At 40.2% G+C, this 20101-nt stretch carries 26 protein-coding genes; 12 read left to right on the forward strand and 14 right to left on the reverse strand.

Annotation, left to right across the window (positions count from 1 at the left end):
- Together DWY79_RS19925 and DWY79_RS19930 are read left to right on the forward strand one after the other, a co-directional pair.
- Nucleotides 1-1131, forward strand: a 1131-nt coding sequence (locus DWY79_RS19925) for a site-specific integrase (protein WP_147431810.1), incomplete at its 5' end; no start/stop codon positions are given.
- Nucleotides 1132-1227: 96 nt separating this feature from the next.
- Nucleotides 1228-2151 carry a toll/interleukin-1 receptor domain-containing protein gene (locus DWY79_RS19930; RefSeq protein WP_122370180.1) on the forward strand — a complete coding sequence of 308 codons (924 nt, stop codon included), beginning with the start codon at nt 1228-1230 and terminating at the stop codon, nt 2149-2151.
- A gap of 166 nt (nt 2152-2317) precedes the next feature.
- On the opposite strand, the gene DWY79_RS19935 is transcribed toward DWY79_RS19930, so the two are convergent.
- Together DWY79_RS19935 and DWY79_RS19940 are read right to left on the reverse strand one after the other, a co-directional pair.
- Nucleotides 2318-2599: a helix-turn-helix domain-containing protein gene (locus DWY79_RS19935; RefSeq protein ID WP_009126223.1), complete on the reverse strand. Its 282-nt coding sequence runs from the start codon at nt 2597-2599 to the stop codon at nt 2318-2320.
- Between the two features lie 4 nt (nt 2600-2603).
- On the reverse strand, nt 2604-2891 hold the full coding sequence (locus DWY79_RS19940) for a helix-turn-helix domain-containing protein (RefSeq protein ID WP_025815054.1): 288 nt from the start codon (nt 2889-2891) through the stop codon (nt 2604-2606).
- A gap of 339 nt (nt 2892-3230) precedes the next feature.
- Here DWY79_RS19940 and DWY79_RS19945 point away from each other — a divergent pair, with 339 nt between their 5' ends.
- From DWY79_RS19945 to DWY79_RS19970, 6 genes are all read left to right on the forward strand, one after another.
- The gene (locus tag DWY79_RS19945; RefSeq protein WP_016277453.1) at nt 3231-3539 is read left to right on the forward strand and encodes a helix-turn-helix domain-containing protein; all 309 of its coding nucleotides are present in this window, start codon (nt 3231-3233) and stop codon (nt 3537-3539) included.
- On the forward strand, nt 3520-4752 hold the full coding sequence (locus DWY79_RS19950; RefSeq protein ID WP_122370182.1) for a VapE domain-containing protein: 1233 nt from the start codon (nt 3520-3522) through the stop codon (nt 4750-4752). Before DWY79_RS19945 ends, DWY79_RS19950 begins: the two co-directional genes overlap by 20 nt.
- Before the next feature lie 335 nt (nt 4753-5087).
- On the forward strand, nt 5088-6089 hold the full coding sequence (locus DWY79_RS19955) for a toprim domain-containing protein (protein ID WP_122370184.1): 1002 nt from the start codon (nt 5088-5090) through the stop codon (nt 6087-6089).
- Nucleotides 6090-6245: 156 nt separating this feature from the next.
- Nucleotides 6246-6629 carry a MobC family plasmid mobilization relaxosome protein gene (locus DWY79_RS19960; RefSeq protein WP_061438282.1) on the forward strand — a complete coding sequence of 128 codons (384 nt, stop codon included), beginning with the start codon at nt 6246-6248 and terminating at the stop codon, nt 6627-6629.
- The gene (locus DWY79_RS19965; RefSeq protein ID WP_025866772.1) at nt 6595-7518 is read left to right on the forward strand and encodes a relaxase/mobilization nuclease domain-containing protein; all 924 of its coding nucleotides are present in this window, start codon (nt 6595-6597) and stop codon (nt 7516-7518) included. The genes DWY79_RS19960 and DWY79_RS19965 overlap by 35 nt, the downstream gene beginning before the upstream one ends.
- A gap of 4 nt (nt 7519-7522) precedes the next feature.
- Nucleotides 7523-8248: a hypothetical protein gene (locus DWY79_RS19970; RefSeq protein WP_122370186.1), complete on the forward strand. Its 726-nt coding sequence runs from the start codon at nt 7523-7525 to the stop codon at nt 8246-8248.
- A 42-nt stretch (nt 8249-8290) separates the two neighbouring features.
- Here the strand turns inward: DWY79_RS19970 and DWY79_RS19975 are convergent, their stop codons facing one another.
- The 4 genes from DWY79_RS19975 to DWY79_RS19990 all read right to left on the reverse strand — a co-directional run bounded on the left by DWY79_RS19975 (nt 8291) and on the right by DWY79_RS19990 (nt 9943).
- Complete coding sequence (locus DWY79_RS19975; protein ID WP_005645903.1) at nt 8291-8623, reverse strand: helix-turn-helix domain-containing protein; 333 nt, start codon at nt 8621-8623, stop codon at nt 8291-8293.
- Between the two features lie 130 nt (nt 8624-8753).
- On the reverse strand, nt 8754-9164 hold the full coding sequence (locus tag DWY79_RS19980; RefSeq protein ID WP_007653837.1) for an RteC domain-containing protein: 411 nt from the start codon (nt 9162-9164) through the stop codon (nt 8754-8756).
- Nucleotides 9127-9366: a hypothetical protein gene (locus DWY79_RS19985; RefSeq protein WP_007653839.1), complete on the reverse strand. Its 240-nt coding sequence runs from the start codon at nt 9364-9366 to the stop codon at nt 9127-9129. Before DWY79_RS19985 ends, DWY79_RS19980 begins: the two co-directional genes overlap by 38 nt.
- 10 nt (nt 9367-9376) lie before the next feature.
- On the reverse strand, nt 9377-9943 hold the full coding sequence (locus DWY79_RS19990) for a cysteine hydrolase family protein (RefSeq protein WP_044245705.1): 567 nt from the start codon (nt 9941-9943) through the stop codon (nt 9377-9379).
- Nucleotides 9944-10071: 128 nt separating this feature from the next.
- On the opposite strand from DWY79_RS19990, the gene DWY79_RS19995 reads away from it, so the two are divergent.
- From DWY79_RS19995 to DWY79_RS20010, 4 genes are all read left to right on the forward strand, one after another.
- A complete protein-coding gene (locus DWY79_RS19995) occupies nt 10072-10407 on the forward strand; it encodes a helix-turn-helix domain-containing protein (protein WP_007653850.1) in 336 nt (111 codons plus the stop codon).
- A 45-nt stretch (nt 10408-10452) separates the two neighbouring features.
- A complete protein-coding gene (locus DWY79_RS20000; RefSeq protein WP_122370188.1) occupies nt 10453-11838 on the forward strand; it encodes a helix-turn-helix domain-containing protein in 1386 nt (461 codons plus the stop codon).
- A 9-nt stretch (nt 11839-11847) separates the two neighbouring features.
- Nucleotides 11848-12492, forward strand: a complete 645-nt coding sequence (locus tag DWY79_RS20005; protein ID WP_016277446.1) for a hypothetical protein — start codon at nt 11848-11850, stop codon at nt 12490-12492.
- A gap of 431 nt (nt 12493-12923) precedes the next feature.
- Nucleotides 12924-14156, forward strand: a complete 1233-nt coding sequence (locus tag DWY79_RS20010) for a site-specific integrase (protein ID WP_199705253.1) — start codon at nt 12924-12926, stop codon at nt 14154-14156.
- 389 nt (nt 14157-14545) lie between these two features.
- Here DWY79_RS20010 and DWY79_RS20015 read toward each other — a convergent pair whose 3' ends face one another.
- The 8 genes from DWY79_RS20015 to DWY79_RS20050 form a co-directional block, all read right to left on the reverse strand.
- Nucleotides 14546-14950: a GNAT family N-acetyltransferase gene (locus tag DWY79_RS20015; RefSeq protein WP_122370192.1), complete on the reverse strand. Its 405-nt coding sequence runs from the start codon at nt 14948-14950 to the stop codon at nt 14546-14548.
- Nucleotides 14947-15888, reverse strand: a complete 942-nt coding sequence (locus DWY79_RS20020; RefSeq protein ID WP_122370194.1) for a DUF5712 family protein — start codon at nt 15886-15888, stop codon at nt 14947-14949. Before DWY79_RS20020 ends, DWY79_RS20015 begins: the two co-directional genes overlap by 4 nt.
- 4 nt (nt 15889-15892) lie before the next feature.
- A complete protein-coding gene (locus tag DWY79_RS20025; RefSeq protein WP_122370196.1) occupies nt 15893-16477 on the reverse strand; it encodes a BfmA/BtgA family mobilization protein in 585 nt (194 codons plus the stop codon).
- A gap of 254 nt (nt 16478-16731) precedes the next feature.
- Entirely contained in the window at nt 16732-17082 is a 351-nt protein-coding gene (locus tag DWY79_RS20030) for a helix-turn-helix domain-containing protein (protein ID WP_122370199.1), read from the reverse strand.
- A gap of 147 nt (nt 17083-17229) precedes the next feature.
- Nucleotides 17230-17499, reverse strand: coding sequence for a hypothetical protein (locus DWY79_RS20035; RefSeq protein WP_122297758.1), 270 nt, complete (start codon nt 17497-17499; stop codon nt 17230-17232).
- A gap of 154 nt (nt 17500-17653) precedes the next feature.
- The gene (locus DWY79_RS20040) at nt 17654-17881 is read right to left on the reverse strand and encodes a hypothetical protein (RefSeq protein ID WP_029257134.1); all 228 of its coding nucleotides are present in this window, start codon (nt 17879-17881) and stop codon (nt 17654-17656) included.
- A gap of 59 nt (nt 17882-17940) precedes the next feature.
- Nucleotides 17941-18897: a ketopantoate reductase family protein gene (locus tag DWY79_RS20045; RefSeq protein WP_122370201.1), complete on the reverse strand. Its 957-nt coding sequence runs from the start codon at nt 18895-18897 to the stop codon at nt 17941-17943.
- A 10-nt stretch (nt 18898-18907) separates the two neighbouring features.
- Nucleotides 18908-19726: an AraC family transcriptional regulator gene (locus DWY79_RS20050; RefSeq protein ID WP_122370203.1), complete on the reverse strand. Its 819-nt coding sequence runs from the start codon at nt 19724-19726 to the stop codon at nt 18908-18910.
- Nucleotides 19727-20101 lie beyond the last annotated feature (375 nt).

The following is a 20101-nucleotide window of genomic DNA, read 5'->3' on the forward strand; positions in this document are numbered from 1 at the left end:
TATGACCGCCTATACGTGGAACTTCAACTAAAGCGGAGCGTAAAAGTCCCACTCTGGTCGCAGGAAAAAGAGAAATCGACAGGCAAAGACCGAAATTCAGTCGAACTTAACCATTACATTGACGCCCTGCGTGTGAAATTCTATCAGATTTACCAAGACTTGGAACTGGAGGGAAAGATTATCTCCGCACGTGCCATAGTGAACCGCTATCAGGGAAAGGACGAGACTTTCAAGACATTATGCAATGTGTTCAAGGAGCATAATGACAACTGCCGGAAGTTAATCGGGACGGACTATGCCGATATTACCGTAAGACGTTACGATAATTGCCTTAAATATCTCATGGAACTGGTTAAACGGGACTACAAGGTAGATGATATGCTACTACGTGAGGTAAACGGGGAACTGGTGCGTAAATTCGATTTGTACCTAAAGACGGAGAAACATTGCGCACAAAACACCGTTATCCGGTACATGAAATGCTTCAAGAAAGTGATAAACCTTGCCATTGCCAACGAGTGGCTGACAAAGAACCCGTTTGCCGGAATCAAGTTTCACGAGGTGGAGGTAAACAAACAGTTCCTAAGCCAAGCCGAGATAAACCGGATATGGCAGAAAGAGTTCAGGATTGAACGGCTGGAACTGGTACGGGATGTTTTTATCTTCTGCGTATATACCGGGCTGGCATTCATAGACGTGTATAACTTGCGCCCCGAACACGTTTCAGAGGACAGCAACGGCAACCTGTGGATAGTGAAACCCCGTGAAAAAACAAACAACCTTTGTAACATCCCGCTTTTGAGCATTCCCAAACAGATACTTGAAAAATATAAGGATAACCCCTACTGCATGGATAAAGGAACTTTGTTGCCCGTTCCCTGCAATCAGAAGATGAACAGTTACCTGAAAGAGATTGCCGACCTGTGCGGAATCAAAAAGAACCTGACCACGCATACAGCCCGCCACAGTTTCGCATCGGTTATCGCACTGGCTAACAACGTGTCACTGCCGAACGTGGCTAAAATGCTGGGGCATTCATCCACCCGAATGACACAGCACTACGCAAAGGTATTAGACCAAACAATATTAAGGGATATGCAGATAGTGGAATCTAAAATTTCTAAGAATTAAAGATTCTATATTAGCGTATAAAGTTTGGTTTCTAAAATTTGCTCATATTAGTTTTATATTTTATTTTTGTGTAAATCAATCAAATAAAAGGGAACTATGATACCAAAAGTTTTTGTATCTTACTCACATGACAATGAAGAGCATAAAGAGTGGGTTCTACAACTTGCTACAAGATTACGTTCAAATGGAGTTGATATAATCTTAGATAGATGGAATTTAAAATTAGGTAGCGATTTGGCTGCATTTATGGAACAAGGACTTTCTAAATCACAAAGAGTAATCTGTATATGTTCAGAAAAATATGTAACAAAAGCCAATGAGGGTAAAGGTGGAGCTGGATATGAAAAACAGATAATATCAGCAGAGTACATTCAAGACCAAAATTCAAATTGGGTTATCCCACTTATTAGAAACAATGATACAACTAAAAAAGTTCCTATATTCTTAGGTGGAAGACAATATATTGATTTCAATGATTCTAATCTATATGAATCAAAATATGAAGAATTATTAAGAGATATTCTTGATGAACCAGTATTACCTATTCCTCCTATTGGAAAAAATCCATTTAAGAATATAAAAGATTTTGCAAAACAAAGATTTATACCCTCAAATGAGAAATACGTTTCTCCGGCGGTAAAAGGACTTGTAACTTTTGATTATTCAAATAACAATGGACGATATTGTATTGGTCAAAATGAATTAATGTTTGAATTATGCTTTTCTAAAGCAAGCAATAGAAGTATTCACATATACAACGATTCCGCAAGTGTCTCAACAGTTGCCTTAGTTAAAGATTTATCGGATATTAACCAAATAACTGATGCTCGCATATATGATAGTTCATCAAGAATTAGGACTCCAATTATTAACCAAATTGTCGTGTTACAAAATATAAATGGATTTTATGCTGCAATAAAAATTCTTGCATTAAAAGACGACAAGCGAGGAGATTATAACGATGAAATCACTTTTGAATATGTAATACAAACTAATGGTTCTTCTGTATTTAACATATAGCACAGAGAAATCAATTAAATAAAAATCAAAAGAGCCAGCAATCACGGTTTCTTGAAAACTGTGATTGCTGGCTTTCAACCAAACAATATAGAAAACAAGACAGCTATACTTCAATATTTCAATCTTTCAAGAAAGCAAGAAAACAAGATTTCATGTTTTCAAGATTTCATTTCTGATAGAACCTTTCCAACAAATCCATGATGTCACTTTCCCGGTAGATGATTTTTCCCGGAAGCTGCACGTAGCCCAGCAGCCCCGTGTCCCTGTAATCCTGCAACGTCCGTTTGCTGATGCAAAGCCGCCTGCACACCTCATCGCCCGTCAGGTAGTGTTCACCGTTCAATACCGGGCGATAGTTCATTACCACGTACTCCACGTTTTCCAGCACCCTGTCAAGGGAAGAAAACAGTACCAGCGTGGTTTCGGAATCTTTCGTTATCAAATCCATACGCCTACTTTTTAGAATTGTCCCTTACTTGGTCAAGCAGAAAGGCTTCCACGTCCGAAGCCTTGTAGTAAATCTTATTGTTAATCTGCGAATAAGGCAGTTTTCCCGTATCACGGTAAGTCTGCATCGTCCGGGCTGAAACATTCAGCAGACGGCAAGTCTCGCAGTTATCCAGCCATTTGTCACGCTTCCTGCGTAAAGGCACGCAGAGCGCATCCACACGACCCACAAAATTTTCAAACCTCTGTTTCCATAGTTCAAAGGTTTTCTTTTCAATCGTCACTATTTCCATAACCGATATATTTATTCTTGTCAATACTCCGTTTTTCTTCACTGGTGCAAATATATAAGGCTGAATAATAGGTTGTTCCCCTCTGTCCGAAAATGACCTTGCGTGTCCGAAAATGTCCACCGCCAACCCAACAACAACACGAAAGAAACGAACCGATAACAAAAAAACTGTTTTTTCTCCACTCCTTAAATAAGTAAGGTAATGAACACAAAGCCGTTTTCTATTCGCCGACATTAATTTGGTGTAGAGCGAAGCAAAGCGATTCCAAACGGCTGACGCTTTGTTTTTTACCGATTTTTCTTATTTTATTTGTGGTGCTAATTCAAAAAATAAGCACTTATGAACAATCCTTTCGAAGAAATTTTCAAACGGCTGGAGAACATCGAAAAGATGATTGCCCCGGTCACGGGCGCACAGCCCGAAGAACGGCAGGACGGAAAAGAGCCTGTGTTAGTCAAAATATCCGTTGCCAGCGGTATAACCGGGTATTCGGTCAATTACCTGTATCATTTAGCCGGCAAGGGGATGATACCGTGTGTCAAGCGTGGGCGTACCCTGCGTTTCGACATGGAGGAACTCAAAAAGTGGATGCAGCAGCAGTATGTCCCGGCTTCTAACAGACTTCCCGATGAAAAAGAAAAGAGGTGATGAAACACGGCATATCGAGGGCTGGCAGTCAAAGAACGAGCGCATCGAAAGCCTGTTGAACGTCCTGTACGATTTCCGGTTCAACACCGTAAAGAGCCGGACGGAATACCGGGCTGCAAGTTCTTCGGACTTGTACCAGCCCGTTACGAAATTCGTCCTGAACTCGTTCAGGCGCAGGCTGGACGCAACCGCTGGTATTGTCACCTCTGCCGAGAACATCCGTACCATACTGGAAAGCGATTTCGCAAGAAAGGTACATCCCATACAGGAATACTTCAACGCCCTGCCCTTACTGAATCCTGCCAAACACGGACATATCGGCAGGCTTCTGAACACGGTACAGGTAGCCAACCCCGGCAAATGGGAGGAATATTTCACGAAATGGCTTATCGGTGTGGTAGCCAACGCGATGAACGACACGGGATGTCAGAACCATACCTGTTTGGTGCTGACCGGGGATAGGCAGGGGCAGTTCAAATCGTGGTGGCTGGACAACCTTTGCCCGACACCGCTTAAGAACTACCTGTTCACCGGGAAGATAGACCCGCAGGGCAAAGACATCCTGACACTGATAGCCGAATACCTGTTCATCAACATTGACGACCAGCTAAAGGAACTCAACAAGCAGAACGAGAACGCATTAAAGAACCTTATCACCACCCCGGCGGTAAAATACCGCAGACCGTATGATGTTTATATAGAGGAATACCCCCACCTCGCCAGCTTCATGGCTTCGGTGAACGGCAACGAGTTCCTGACCGACCCGACAGGTAGCAGGCGTTTCTTGCCGTTCGAGGTGCTGCGCATAGACAAGCCCACGGCAGAAAGCATCCGCATGGATAACGTCTATTCCGAAATCATGTACCTGTACCGTCAGGGCGTGCGTTACTGGTTCAATGATGCGGAGATTGGGGAACTGCACCTGACAAATGCGGAATTTGAGGTGCAGACGGTCGAGTTCGAGATGCTGGCACAATACTTTGAGAAGCCGACAGAGGGGGAAGAAACCCTGTTTTTTATGACAACGGCACAGATACTGGCACGCTTACGGGATATATGCCCCATGCAACTATCTGAAAAACGGCTGGGAGAAGCGTTACGCAAAGCCGGGTTCAAACGGGTACAGAAACGTATCGACAAACAGACCTATTCGGTATATGGGTATAGGATAAAGCCTGTTCAAACATCCTGTACAAACAGCGATTACGGTTAGCACGGTCATTTTACGATTGGGTATTACTGCAACGCAGTAACTGCCATAGTAAGATATATTTTTATTTTATAGCTTGTATATCAAACATTTAATAATAGCGCAGTAAGCAGTAAGATAAAACCGCAAACTTTTGGAAAAGTTTGGAAAAAGAAAAACCGCAGGAAATATCAGGGTTATATTTCTATCCTCTTTTGAAGAAATAACTTACTTATCTTACTGTATAAGAGATAATCCGCTGAAAGAAAAAGAATTATGCGCAGAAACATAGTAACATTTCTTCTTACTGACTTCTTACTGTGCTACTGCAATTTATCAACATCAAAAAAATAAAGATTATGACCTACAAGGAAGCCAACAATATCAGTATCAAGGGTTACCTGAACTCTTTGGGAATCCAGCCCGTCACGGAAAAAGGAAGTTACGGGATGTACCGTAGCCCCTTACGGGAGGACAACACACCGAGTTTCAAGGTGGATTATAACGCCAATCTATGGTGTGACTACGGAACTGGCGAGGGCGGGACGCTCATCGACCTTGTGATGAAGCAGAACGGGTGCAACGCCTACGGTGCTATCTGTCGGCTGGAACAGGGCGACACCGCCTCTTTTTCCTTTCACGGGAAAGATCTGCCCGAAAGGGACACGAAAAGGCAGGCTGCCAGCCCGATAGAGATACGCAGAATACAGCCGTTACAGAATCCGGCACTCATGCGCTACTTGCTGGAAAGGGGGATTTCCCCCGGAACGGCAGCCCCATACGTGCAGGAAATGTATTACCGCATCGGTGGAAAGCCTTATTTTGCGCTGGCGTTCAGGAATGATTCAGGAGGTTACGAGCTTCGCAATCCCCGTTTCAAGGGCAGCACATCGAAAGACATCACCCATATAAGGCAAAAGGGAGAGCCGAGAGATACCTGTTTCGTGTTCGAGGGCTTTATGGACTATCTTTCATTCCTCACTATCCGGCAGCGGGAAAGCCCTGGTATGCCCTGTACCGACTGGCAGGATTACGTTATCCTGAACTCCACCGCCAACGTAGATAAAGCCTTATATCCGCTGGCTGGTTACGGGCATATACACTGTATGCTTGACAATGACGAGGCAGGCAGGAAAGCGGTTGAAGCCATAAGGCAGGAATACAAATGGCGTGTACGTGACGCATCACACCTGTACAGCGGTCACAATGACCTGAACGACTATCTGCGTGGGATAAAGGCAAGCCAGCCGGAAAAGCGGGGCTTTGAAAGCAGGATGAAGCAGCCCGGCAACATATCCCAGCCAGAGCAAGGCAACAGACAAAATCCGGGTGAAAAAAGAAAGAGAGGGCTAAGGATGTGACCTGCAAGGCTGACGGCATGAACCGACGGCAGGCTGTGTGATTAGGGAGAGCAAGGTTATGTTTCGGTAGACCGAAACACCTTGCTTTGCTTGACAGCAAAGAAAATTTCTCCCGTTGGTCGCAATTTTTAAGATACCACCTAAAAGCAAAAACGTATGACAGGGATAAGGAATAAACCGGGAGGTCGCCCGGCAAAAAGCCGGATAGACAAGCAGAACAGGGTAGTCAGCACGAAACTGACCGAGTTACAGTTCTACGCAATCAGGAAGCGAGCCGGGGAAGCCGGGCTGCGTGTCAGCGAGTACGTCCGGCAGGCGGTCGTTTCGGCAGAGGTAACGCCCCGGCTGAACAGGCAGGATGCGGACACTATCCGCAAGCTGGCGGGCGAAGCCAACAACATCAACCAACTGGCGCACCGGGCGAATGCCGGAGGGTTCGCACTGGTAGCGGTGGAACTGGTGAAACTCAAAAACAGGATTGTTGAAATCATAAACCAACTGTCGGATGATTGGAAAAATAAAAAAGGGAAGCGGATTTAAAGGCTGCGTGAACTATGTACTCGGCAAGGAACAGGCTACCTTACTTCATGCGGAGGGAGTGTTAGCCGAAAGCAACCGGGACATCATACGCAGTTTCATACTGCAAGCCGGGATGAACCCCGACCTGAAAAAGCCTGTCGGACATATTGCGCTAAGCTATTCCCCAGTGGACGCACCCAAGCTGACAGACGGGAAAATGATACAGCTTGCGCAGGAGTATATGCGTGAAATGAGAATCACCGATACGCAGTACATCATCGTGCGCCACCAAGACCGGGAACATCCGCACGTGCATATCGTGTTCAACCGTATAGACAACAACGGCAAGACCATTTCGGACAGGAACGACATGTACCGCAACGAGCAGGTATGCAAGAAGCTGAAAGCCAAACACGGGCTTTACTTCGCTAAAGGCAAGGAGCATGTAAAGCAGCACCGTTTGAGAGAACCGGACAAATCCAAATACGAGATTTACAATGCCGTAAAGGATGAAATCGGGAAATCAAGGAACTGGCAGCAGTTACAAACCCGACTGGCAGAAAAGGGTATCGGGATTCATTTCAAGTACAGGGGACAGACTGGCGAAGTGCAGGGCATATCTTTTTCCAAAGGTGAATACACGTTCAAGGGTTCGGAGATAGACCGCAGTTTCAGTTTCTCCAAGCTGGATAAATGTTTCGGGGATGCGGAACTGAACACTGCCGGAAGCAACCGACAGACGGTTTCCGTCCCTGTTCAAGAACCGACACGGACACCGTTTAAAGCAGACAGTCCGTTACTGGCAGGCTTGGGCGGTCTATTCTCCGCCCCGTCCTCTCCGGCTGATGAAACACCCGACAATCCCGGTGAAAGGAAAAAGAGAAAAAAGAAACGACACTTAAAATTATAGGGACATGGAAGATAATTTAATTTTGGAGGGGCTTCTCTCCATGGTTACGGAACTGAAAGAACGGCAGGAGAAGCAGGGAACGCCAGCCAGCCGGGAGGAAACGATTAACCGACTGGACGTTATCGAACAGCGCATTTCGGAAATGCAGGGCAAATCCGGCATTACTGAAAACATGGTGCAGGAGATTCTAAACCAAATCGGCAGTATCGGAAAAGGGCAGTCCGGGAACCAAAAACAGGACCTTGAAGATATAAAGGGGCTTATCGTGACCTCGCACCGATATTTCAAGGAGTGGTTAAAGGTGTTGTTCCCGGCTGATGATACACCAGCCGGAGAAATAACGCCCGTTTCATGGTACGGCAAACTGACATACCGGGTAACTCCCTGTCTGAAGCCCAAGTTCTTTCTTCTTTCAGCAGGGATAATCATTTGCCTTGTGTCGCTTGTGTTGAATGTGCGGTTTATACAAAGGATGCAGCGGTTACAGGACAACGATATAAAATACCGCTATATCCTGATGAAAGGAAAGGCAGACGGCAGCAGCCTTGATTTGCTGGAAACGAGGTTCAGCAGGGAACGGGACAACGATTTCATCCGAAGCCTGACCGATTCGGTGAAAGGCTTTGAATACCGCAGCAGAAAGCAGGCGGAAGCGTTGGAACGGGCAAGGCTGTTAAACGAACAAGCCGAGCAGCTAAGGGAGCAAGCCGACAAATTAGGCAAGCCATAAAACAAAAGCGAAGCCGGAACAGAACCGCCCCGGCTTTTTAATTCACTTCTTTTTCTTCGTGCAGTGTTCTTTCTCGAACTGGCGCAACGTGGTAACGCTGAACCGCTCCTTGATGAACTCCCGGACATCGGAAGCCTTGTAGTACACTTTTCCGCTGATTGTGAAGTACGGCAGCGCACCGATAGCCCGGTAGCGTTGCAGGGTCTTGATACTTACTTTGAACAGCAGGCACAAGTCCTGATTATCCAGCAGGTTGTCATCTTCGGGCAGCACCCTGTCGGCATTGCGCAGTACCCGTACATCCTTGCAGAGTTCTTCCAGTTTGGCGTACAGCTTCTGCATCCATACGCTGAAATCGTCATTGTCTATATACATGATTGCTTCATTTTTCTGATTATACATTATGGTCTGTCAATCGATTGATGAAGCAAAGTTCAGAAAACAGGTGCAAAGAAATTATAGGGGAACTAATGGAATCCCCTATAAATAAATCGTAAGCCGTTGGTTATCTGTACCCTTTCTTGTCATGTTCCTTTTTGATAAGTTCTACCAATCCATTAAGAAACCCGGTCAGTTTGCCCGGCTTTCGTTTTATCACGTCCTCATGTTTTTGGTAACAGTCGCCTATCTTGATGTTGAACAGCCATTCAAAGGCTTTCGCCAAGTCCACCAAGTAGGCGGGCTTGCCGTTCTGATACACGATGTCTTTGGAGAGGAACAAACCGCTTACCATTTCCATGATGTTGATAAGGGTTGTCTTGTCAGCGAGGTAGAGAGGGGAAAGTGGTTGTGTATTAGAATGTGTCCTGAACTGTTCGGGATATTTAATTCGTAACCTTATAATATAAATTTCTGTATTTATTATTCCTATTGCTTCATCAATAAATTGCGTAAAGGGTATTTTCCTTTTGCCCAAATTGCATACGATACAATTTGAGCTTGTTTAATCCCATTGAATAAAAACGTAATAGGACTGCATAATCCTGTTCTACTGTACTTATTTCTACTAAATAAGCAGTCAATTCATTGATAGCATCTGTCAACTCTGCAACAGATGCTTTGTGTTGAGTATATTCAGACAATAACTGAAATATGCTCAATTCAAGGATTCTTTTCATTTTCTTTAATTTAAAGTGTCGTTAAACATGATTTTATGTACTCGTCAGTCGATATAATAGTGGCATAAAATGGTGTTAATGCAGCTAAAAAAACAGCTTGCACTTTTTCTGCTTCTACCTTAAAACCTTGAAATTCTAAATCTTTAGTAGCGCAAGCGTCCTGTATTATAGTGCATTTATATCCCAAGTCTTTAGCAGCTCTTACGGTAGCATCCACGCACATGTGTGTCATCATACCACAAATAACTACATCTGTGATATTTTTAGATTGTAACAAATTATTTAATTCTGTCTGATAAAAACTGTTCGGAGAATGTTTAATAATTATATCTTCGTTTTTTATCGGAGCAACACTGCTATGTATTTCTGCCCCTATAGTATCAGGTAGAAAAAAAGTTGCATCCTGTCTAGATGAAATATGCCGTATATATATAACTGGTAGGGAATTTAACCTAAAATAATGTATAAGTTTTTGCGCTTTTAATACAGCATCCAAACTGCCTACCAGTGGATATAATCCACCTTCAAAATAATCATTTTGGAGGTCTATAAGAATTAATGCTTTCTGTTTTTTCATTTTTATGCTTTTAATATTTCCCACAAAGTTAAATGTTTACTATCTTTGTATCAAGTATGTACAATTTAGTATGATACAGACTAAAAGGTATCGAATATTGATTATCAAATTAATGTGCTCAAATAAAAATGAATAAGAACATTAAAAAAGATATTTGTGTGCTTGATTTTGCTTTCCAACGGATAGGAGGGAAATATAAAGGACGTATTCTTTGGGCTCTGTCAAAACATACGGTTATGCGATATGGTGAACTGAGCCGTGAAATATCCGACATAAGTACAAAGATGCTCACACAAACCTTGAGAGAGTTGGAAATGGATAATTTGATTCATCGTGAAATGTATCCCCAAGTTCCCCCAAAAGTCGAATACTCTTTAACCAAGACAGGCAAGGAGCTTATTCCATTCATTAAATATTTGGTTGATTGGGGATATAAAAAAATGGCTGAAGAAAACGAGAATTGATTAATTTTCATAATAACTAATTTTGTATCATTGTCATAAAAACTTATGCTGAATACAGAAACCATACAATCACTCATTGACAGTGGAGAGGGCTACAATGTGGAGTTTAAAGTTCGTGTTCCTTCAAAGGTTCGTGAACTGACAGAGGAAATATGTGCTTTCGCCAATGCAGACGGAGGATATTTGCTTATTGGAGTAGATGATAACGGGCAAGTGGTAGATACTAACTTAGAAAACGATAAGCGTTCTGCTATTCAAGGTTCTATCAGCGAAATATCTCCTGCACTCCACTGTGAACTGTATTCCGTAAATATTGTGAATAAAACTGTTTGGGTGATTGATGTTCCGTCCGGCAAGGATAAACCTTATATATTCTCCGGTTCTATCTATGTCCGTGAGGGGGCAAACTCACAGAAACTTCGCACAGCCGAAGAAATGCGCAGCTTCTTTCAGGAGTGTAACAAAATCTTCTTCGACCATATACCCTGCCATTGGTTCAATATCTACACAGATGCAGATGAACAGATGATTAAGGATTTCCGAACAGAAGCAAAACTAAGTCCATCCACACCCGACAAACAAATATTTGAAAACTTGGAACTGTTTACCGAGAATGGAACGGCAAAGAACGGTGCAGCGATGTTCTTCGGCAAGCAACCTGAACGAAAGTTTCCACATGCTATCACAAGGTGTGTTCTTTTCAAGGGAACGAATAAAGTCTATATTATAGATGATAAAACATTCGGAGGTTCATTGTACCAGCAATACCTACAGGCTATAGCTTGGTTGGAAAGTAAACTGCAAGTAGCCTATAAAATAGAGGGAACAGGACCAAGAGAAGAAATTTGGGAAATACCTCTGACCGTATTTAAAGAAGCCATTATAAACGCTCTGTCACATCGTGATTACTATGAACAAGGTGCAAGCATTATGATAGAAATGTTTGACGACCGGGTAGAGATTTCCAATCCCGGAGGACTTCTGCCTGTTGTGGCTAAAGATTTCGGGCATAAAAGCATGACACGTAATCCGTTAATTTTCAGTTTATTTACCCGTATGCACTTAGTAGAAAGAGTTGCATCCGGTATTCCTCGTATGCAGGAAGCCATGAGGGAAGCAAATCTGCCTGAACCGGAATTCCATACAGAGGGGATGTTTACAGCAGTATTCAAACGCCAAATCTCTAACTCTGCCAACTATGACACAGTAAATGGCATAGTAAATGACATAGTAAATGATACTATAAACGAGAATGAACAAGCTATTCTCAATCTATTGGTAACTACTCCCGGCTTAAATGCTTCTGAAATCAGTAAGCATATCAACAAAAGCTTAAGAACGACTATGCGATATATCAAGATTTTACAAGACAAAGGTTTGATAGAATTTAAAGGCGCACCCAAAACTGGAGGATATTATATATTAATTTAATAGATATTTATGGAACAAAATTTTTTAGAATCAAATTTCTTACAAACTATTATAATGACAATAACTGTTTGTGTTACGGCTATTATCTATTGGAATAATAAAAGAAATGCACTTCAAGCAGCAGCAACTATATTGAAGCTTCAAATTCAGGATATTGAAGAAAATATTGAAACATTGAAAGCGGAAGCGATTGTAGGAAACAGTTTGTCAGAACAACCATTATATTATTCAAGAATTATTTTTGAAGAGAATAGTTGGTTAAAATATAATCACATGTTTGCTAATAAACTAAAAGCTTCCGATTTTGAAACAATAGATAAGTTTTTTAAAGTAGCTCAAGAAATTAAAACTCAACAGATTTTTATCAAAATGAAAATCCAAGATTCAATAAATACTAAATGCTCTTTTTATTATTTACAACAATATAATAGAATAAATCAAACAGTATCTGATATTAGAGAAAATAGAGAACAACTTTGTACATTTGATTTACAATATGCTAAAACTCTATACAATACTCCAGCTTTAAGTGTCGGAACATATATACATCAAGAATTATGTAATGGGTTAGAAAAAGGATTAAATAGATACCAAAAACTATCAGGAAGTATTGCTTTTCAAAAACTATGTGAAGTTGGCAAGATTATTCGTTAATACTTATTTGTTTTTTACTTCTTAATTACTATCTTTGTATTCAGAAATCGTACCCAAGATACAAACTAATGTCGAACGGTGCAAAGCTGTGAAAACCTTATTCAAGGGACTAACATCGTGATAAAGATATAACTTATTGAGAAATAGTGCTATACAAACCGATTTTCGGTTGCTGGTGGCACCACTTTTAGAGAATGCAAAAAGAAGTAAACTCCTGATATTCAGCGAATATCGGGAGTTTTTTATTTTTACCCGCTACGCAAAAAACAGCAAATTTCAACCTACTTCGGTGGAGCAAAAGGTGGAGCAAATAAGGAGATAATACATCTCCACCTTTTGTCTTTGTTTGACTCTGTTTGTCAGCATGTTACATAGCGAAACTCTCTCCACTTTTCCATAATTTTGTATCACTTAAAACAAGTAGAAAAATGATGGAAAGAAATTCATTTAGTGTTTTGTTTTTCCTAAAGAAAACAAAACTATTGAAGAATGGTGAAGCCTCTGTATGTATGAGAATTACGGTTAATAATGTTCGTTCTGAAACGAATATCCGTAAAAGTATTACCCCTTCCCTATGGAATCAGGCGAAAGAATGTTCTCGTGGTAAAGACCGCAAATCAAACGACCTGAACAAGTATATCGAAGAAGCCCGAATCAAGTTGTATAATATACATGCAGAGCTGAAAAAGGAAAGTCTACCTATAACAGCTACCATTCTTCGGGATAAATTCTTTAACTTGGAAGAAAAAGAAGAACCTAAAACACTTATAGCTACTTTTCAAGAGCATAACGACCAATGTCGCCAGTTGGTAGGCAAAGACTTCGCTTTAGTCACTGTACGTCGTTATGAAAGTTGTAAACGCTATTTAGCCGAACTTATCAAAATCAAATATGACAAAGAAGATTTACCACTCAAAGATATAAACGGAGAGTTTATTCGGGCTTTTGATTTTTACCTGAAAACAGAAAAGGAATGTGCTCAAAATACCGTTATCCGTTATATGAAATGCCTGAAAAAGATTACTAATCTATCTCTTGCCAATGAGTGGATAAACAAAGACCCTTTTACTGGTATCAAGTTCCATGAAAAGGAAGTCAATCGGGAGTTCTTGACTTGGGATGAATTGCAAATCATAACAAATAAGAAATTTGATTTACCTCGTATTGATTTAGTACGTGATATTTTCATTTTTGGATGCTATACGGGCTTGTCATTTATAGATATTAAGCAACTAACGGCTGAACATATCGTAAAAGACAGAGAAGGTAACTTTTGGATTCGCAAGGCTCGGCAGAAGACAAAGAATATGTGTAATATTCCGCTACTGGATATTCCTTTGGCTATTATTGAGAAGTATAAGGATAATTCAAAGTGTCAAAAACAGAATGTTTTACTGCCTGTCCCTTGCAATCAAAAAATGAATAGTTATCTGAAAGAAATCAGCGATTTGTGCGGGATTCATAAGGAAATTTCCACGCACACAGCCCGCCACAGCTATGCCACTTCTGTGTGCTTAGCCAATGGTGTTAGCATTGAGAATGTCGCAAAAATGTTAGGACATTCCAATATCAACATGACAAAACGATACGCACGTGTATTAGACCAAAGCATTCTAAATGATATGCAGAAAGTAGGTAATAATTTGTTTGTATCAGATATTTAAGAATAAAAATAATGATGTGAAATAGTCCTGATTGAGAGCTATAATACTCAATCAGGATTTTTCATTTATATACAAATGTGGGCTTCCACCCATTTAATAACATCCGATTACTTATACAGAATCTTCCCTTTAATCTGAATAAACGGTATGCAGTGGACTGAATTGGCAGCCGATGTCCGTGACGCTCACTCCAACCAACATATTTTTCCTTTTTTTCTCTGATAAACATCCTACATATGGAAAGAATAAATAAGGCAACACTTTTTGTAAATTTACTCTTTTTCGGGACGAAAAAGGAAGAAATTTACAAAAACCGCTTGCGGCTCGGTGTTGCCGTTTTATTCTTGAAATATAACTTTGTGTTCAGATAAAGAAAGGATTAATTAAGATTATTCCATTGGCGAATAAGATATTAGATTGGTTGCTGCTATTGCGTAATTCTCGTCATTTATGGAATAAAAGCCTAATTTATTGGCAAATGCACTACTTTTGATGTTGGCGCACTCAATGCCAATATAATTGAAACTATATTTTCGGGCTACTTCGGTCAAGAACCTAAGAAAGTGTGTTCCGTGCCCTATCCGTTCTTTACTAAAACCTAATCGGGCGATAATCAGACAATCGGGTGGAAATCGACTTTCTACTCTCCTGATACGCAAATATAAATCTATCCGGCTGTTTCTCCGGGTGGCGATAATATTATCTACCGTCAGGTAAACGAGCGATTTACTATACTTGAAACGTTCCATCAGGTAGCGGTCTATATCGTTTCTTAGTTCCTCATATTCAATCATCTTCTTATCCCTTTCTTCCTTTTCTTCTTGCGCTTCTGTGCCTGTAAGTTTTCTGCCAATGTTGCATCATAATTGTTGCCATCTCCCAGTGAAAAGATAGATAACAGAGAATCACCGCTTCTATTATTCCCCTGATTGAAAGCGTGTTTATTGTTTTGCTTGCTATCAATATTGCAAGGAATCATATTTTCTTTTTCACTGGATTGGAATACTTCTTTTTTATTTTCGCCAGTGAAATATTGTTTTGGTTCTTTCAAATCCTGTTCCTGTAATTCAATCTGCTTGGAAACAGAACCGTTCTTCATAGTATTGGCATACTCAAATGATTCTGATAATTGGCGGTTATAGCCGAACAGTTTATCAAATCCTTGCTCTGCCTGTTGGAACAGGTTCACACGGTCAAAACCACCTTTGATAACTCCGTTCTTGGTGTTCTTGTGGTTGGTTAGTGGAGATAGCTTCTTTTTATTAGCTTGGTCTTTCCGGCTCACAATCAAATGGCAGTGCATATTCAGTTCGTTATCGGAACGGCTACGGTCAAAATGTATCTTCCCGTAAAACTTTATATCCGCTCCGGATAGTCCTTTGTTGAAGTTCTTGGCGTATTCAGGAATAAAGACTTCCCGAATATACCGTTTCATTGCTTCGGCTTTCTCCTGCTCGGTGTTTCCCATTGCCCGAAGTTCGCTTTCCGATGGGCTGACATGGATAGCGAAAAACTTTGCATCCGTTTTCAGCAGTTGCCCGATATTAGTATCTATATCCTTAATAACCTTTGATTTGTAGATATTATCATCCGTCAGGTTGAAAAAGCCATCGGTATAGATTCCTTTCTCCATACGTTCCAAATCTTCATGTTCCATGTATGAAGTTAATTGGCGGCTACTTCCTGCATTGTTGTATGTTCCGTTTGATGATGGGGCAAAATCTATGTGCATAGCTTTATGTGTTTATCAGATTGATAATCTCTGCCTTTAGGTTCTCTTTCCGTTTACTATCCATTACTCCACAAGCTGATAACTCGGAATAGAGTTGTATTAGATTTAGTAGCTTCTTATAATCTCGTTGGTGTATCTGATAGAGTGCGTTTAGTTGCTTCCCTTGCTGGTTGATTACGTCAGCGTGCTTGCTAAACTGTTCACTTACTTTTTGCAATACGGCTGTTTGTTTTCCCTGACTGGTTTCCAGCCAAGAAAGAATAAGAGTTTCTAATGTTTTGCAAATGGTATCAAACCGAACGGCAATAGAATTGGCGGTTCGCACCATCGGATTGAGTTGTTCTTCCTCGTAGTGTCGGATGAAGCGGATAATATCATCCTGCCGTTTGTTTATCTTCGCCAGTTCCGATTTTACGGATTCCGGTGCTTCCGATGGGTTGATACAGGCTTTATCAATATAGACAAATGCCAACCTGACTATTTCCCCTTTTTTCAGTGAATAGCGTTTACATAGCTTATCTATTAACTTACTCGTTAGTCGGTCTATTCCGATGGTGGTAAGTGTGGGTATATTATTGGTCCTATCCATGATTATAACTTTTTTATAAAGAAAGTGAGGTTTATTTAGTTGATTATAAGCATAATATTTTTTTCACTTATAATCACTGTTATAAATGGTTACGAATGTAACCCATTAAAGCCGAAGGCTTTGCCCCGCAGGGCAAGAGGGAAGAACAGGACTTGTCCAGTTCCCTCTTGCTTCATTTAGCGAAATGAGCCAAGCCACAAGGCGAGGCGGTTTCTGCTAAATGGGGAGCGGTGGCACATCATCAAGCGGTAACATTACCCGTCTTGTTTTGCAGTGGTTTGCTTATCGAGTTGGTTTTCCTTTTTGAACCGTTCATAGGTCTTACTTTCGGCATTTTCTTGAATAAATGTCCGGATGTCTGCTGCACGGTAATAGGTCTTATGACTTATCGTAAAGTAAGGGAGTTTGCCACTTGCCCGATACCGTTGCAGGGTTCGGAAAGATACTTTTAGCAGGAAAGCTAAATCCTGATTGTCGAGTATCTTATCATTTTCGTCCAATACCTTGTCAGTATTGATAAGCGATTTCAGGTCTTGCCCGATTTCAGAGAGTTTTTTAGATAGTCGTTCCATCCACTTGTCGAAGTTTTCGTTGTCTATATACATTTTGCTTCATTTTTTAGTTGAACATTAAGTTTTCCAATCGATTGATGAAGCAAAGGACGGAAGAATAAGGAAATAAAAATAGAGGAGTCCGGTATTGACCCATCTATATTATAAATGCAAATTATTATTTATCAACCTGTTGCAAATTCATCTTTTTTCATCTTTATTTTTCAGTGCTTCCGCTTGTCGTTTCTTATATTCTTTAATAAGGACGGCTTTTAAAGCATCCAATGTTTTGGTGAGATTACATGATTTGCGTTTGAATAGTTCGCTTTGACGGTCATAGATACCGTTAAAACTAAATCCGAAAGCCTGTTCAAAGACTTCCGAAAAAGCAATGATAGTTGGATTCTTGCCTGTGTTGTCGATGATACCACCCAACAACATCAAAGCTGAAAGAATTTCAGTCATACCCATAATTCCAAGATGTTGGAACTTAGGTATGACCGATAAAGGTGATTCAAATGTCAATGGAGTTGCCAAAGGAAACGATTCAGGATGTGTAATTTTGAAATTTAGTAGTTCCAGTTCTGTGTTAATAATTGCCAGTGTCTTTTGTAAGAATAGCTTTTTAAGCGCATTTTTCCCCCTGCCCGTAAAGAGGTACTGTTTCGAGTGAGGCTATCTCAATACGGGTAGCTACAAGAATACGGTAGACTGTGGAATAATCACTTCCATCCCCCACGATTCTTATTTGTTCAACAAATTCGCCATAAGCATTTTGCATTTCTTCGTTACTTACTTCCTGTGAGGTTTCAGACAATAGTCCGAATATCCTCATTTGTAATAAATCATTCATAAGCATAAATTAATTGAATTATATCAAGGAACAGCCTTGTATACTGAATGATTAATGCATTAATTGAATATCCCCTCTTTTATTTGCTTAAGAATGTAAACTTTAACTCCGTGTTTTTCTCCGTCCGTTATAATGTCTTCAAACATTTTCTTCATTTCATCAGGTGAATGCTGGGTATGCCCGTCAAACATAAGGCATAATGCTTCATTACCATAAACCTTCTTGGCTATTGGAATTGCAATAAAGAAAGGTAAAAAGTAAAGCCCATTAGCTTTTACTGCTTTCGGATTATAACCTAACTTTTGACATACTTCCAACCCTTCTCTGATAGCCTTTATTGCTTCCTTTAGAATATCAGAATTGCTCGCAAAATTCCGTCCGCTTTTAGCTTTCATGATTCCCGCAGACAATCCAGCAGCAACTGCATAGTGGGTTATAAGCCAAATTTTAATTTGATTGTAGATAATTGGTTTGAGATTGGCATCTTCAAATGCATCAGCTATTTTCCGTACTCGTTCAGATATTTCTCCATTCGGTTCTCCTAATGGAGTATGCGATTGTTTTAATCCAGAAATAGCACTATATATACAACCTGCATCTCTGCCACCGCCTACCATAAAGGGAAATCCGAAAAAATATTGTTTCTCGGAAAGATATTTATTAATGCTATCCAAATCATCAATCCACATGTTTTGAAAGAAAAGAATATGAGCGTTTCCTGCTGACTTGGAAAGAACAGGTAGTATTTCTTTCAAATGAAGATTGTTTGTTGTTACAATAATGTATTCAAAATTGTTATCTGCTGACAAGGAATCTATAACATCAGGCTTAAAAACAATATCCTCTATTTCCTTTTTTCCTCCTCTAAAATCTGCACAGTGGATATGAATGCCTTCTTCCTTTATAGCTTGTTTCTTTTCAGGTCTAACCAAAACAGCTATTTCGTGACCCGCTTTTGATAATTGCCAACCGTAGGTAGTTCCTACAATTCCCGCTCCATAAATTAGTATTTTCATATTGGGTTGCTTATATTCTTATATCTACAAAAAAAGATTGAAACAATGACCTATTATCAGAATAAGGGTCTGCATTTGATAAAAACTCATTCGGAGTGTAACCTGACAGAAATTTCACTTCTCTTATTAAATGAGATTTGTCGTAATATCCATATTTGTAAGCAATTTCATTTAGATTTGCTGAAGAATTCGTTTGCAACGAATGTAGCGTTTTTGAAAATCGGTTTATCTGAATGAACTCCTTTGGGTTTAATCCTACATATTCTGAAAAAAGTCGTTTGAATTGTTTATATCCAAGACAAGCGCTTTCAGCCAATTTAGAAATATTGCTTTCTCCCATTTCTATTGATTGAATAACTGAAGTATATCGCTTATAGTTATAATCTTCACCACTATTGAGATATCCTAACAAAAAATTCTCTATCAAACAGACAACTCTTTGCTCATCAGGAGTGTCAAGCAAACGTATTTCTAATTCTTTAAATCGTGGGCTTAGTAAGTCCAACCCGACATTTTGCCCTTTAAGCTCACTACCTGACATATTCAATAGCATTTTAATACCAATAGGCTGGAAAACGACTATTACGATATTCAGATTGTCAAAGCACATATTTACGGGTCTAACGGATTGTCCAAAAAGATATGACTTCGGATACAAGCCGTATTCTTCCGAATAGATATTACCTCCCCGATTAAATATTAGTCCTGCGTATCCAGAAGGAATAGCACGTTGTTTGCCTTGACATGTGCTATCTGCGGATAGAAACCAATATTCCTTGACATACGGTGCAAGTAATGGTGATGGCGATATAGACAAAAATCTCTCCATATAAACAATTTAGGCAAAAATAAAGCATATTATTTAAGATTGCGGTGTACAAAAAGGACATTTTTGCTTTATTTGTAGCAATATGAAGCAACTTTCTGCTTCGATGGGGATATTTTCAATATAATAGTCAATAAAACTATTCTTTAAATTTCCAAATTACGACGATTCTCCGTATATTTGTAGTAGGAAATGTGTTGTGAAGAATTTCGCCGCAAAGCAGTGCAAAAATTTGGTGGAGCAATAGCGGGAGATTACTTCTTTTTTGAAAATATATCTATAAGAAATACAGCCACTTAAGTCAAAATGACGATTTCTGGTGGCACCACTTTTTAAGAAAGAAAAACGATGTAAATCCCTGAATTTCAAAGAAGTTTA

Source organism: Parabacteroides sp. AF27-14 (assembly GCF_003635425.1).
Classification (GTDB): Bacteria; Bacteroidota; Bacteroidia; order Bacteroidales; family Tannerellaceae; genus Parabacteroides; species Parabacteroides distasonis.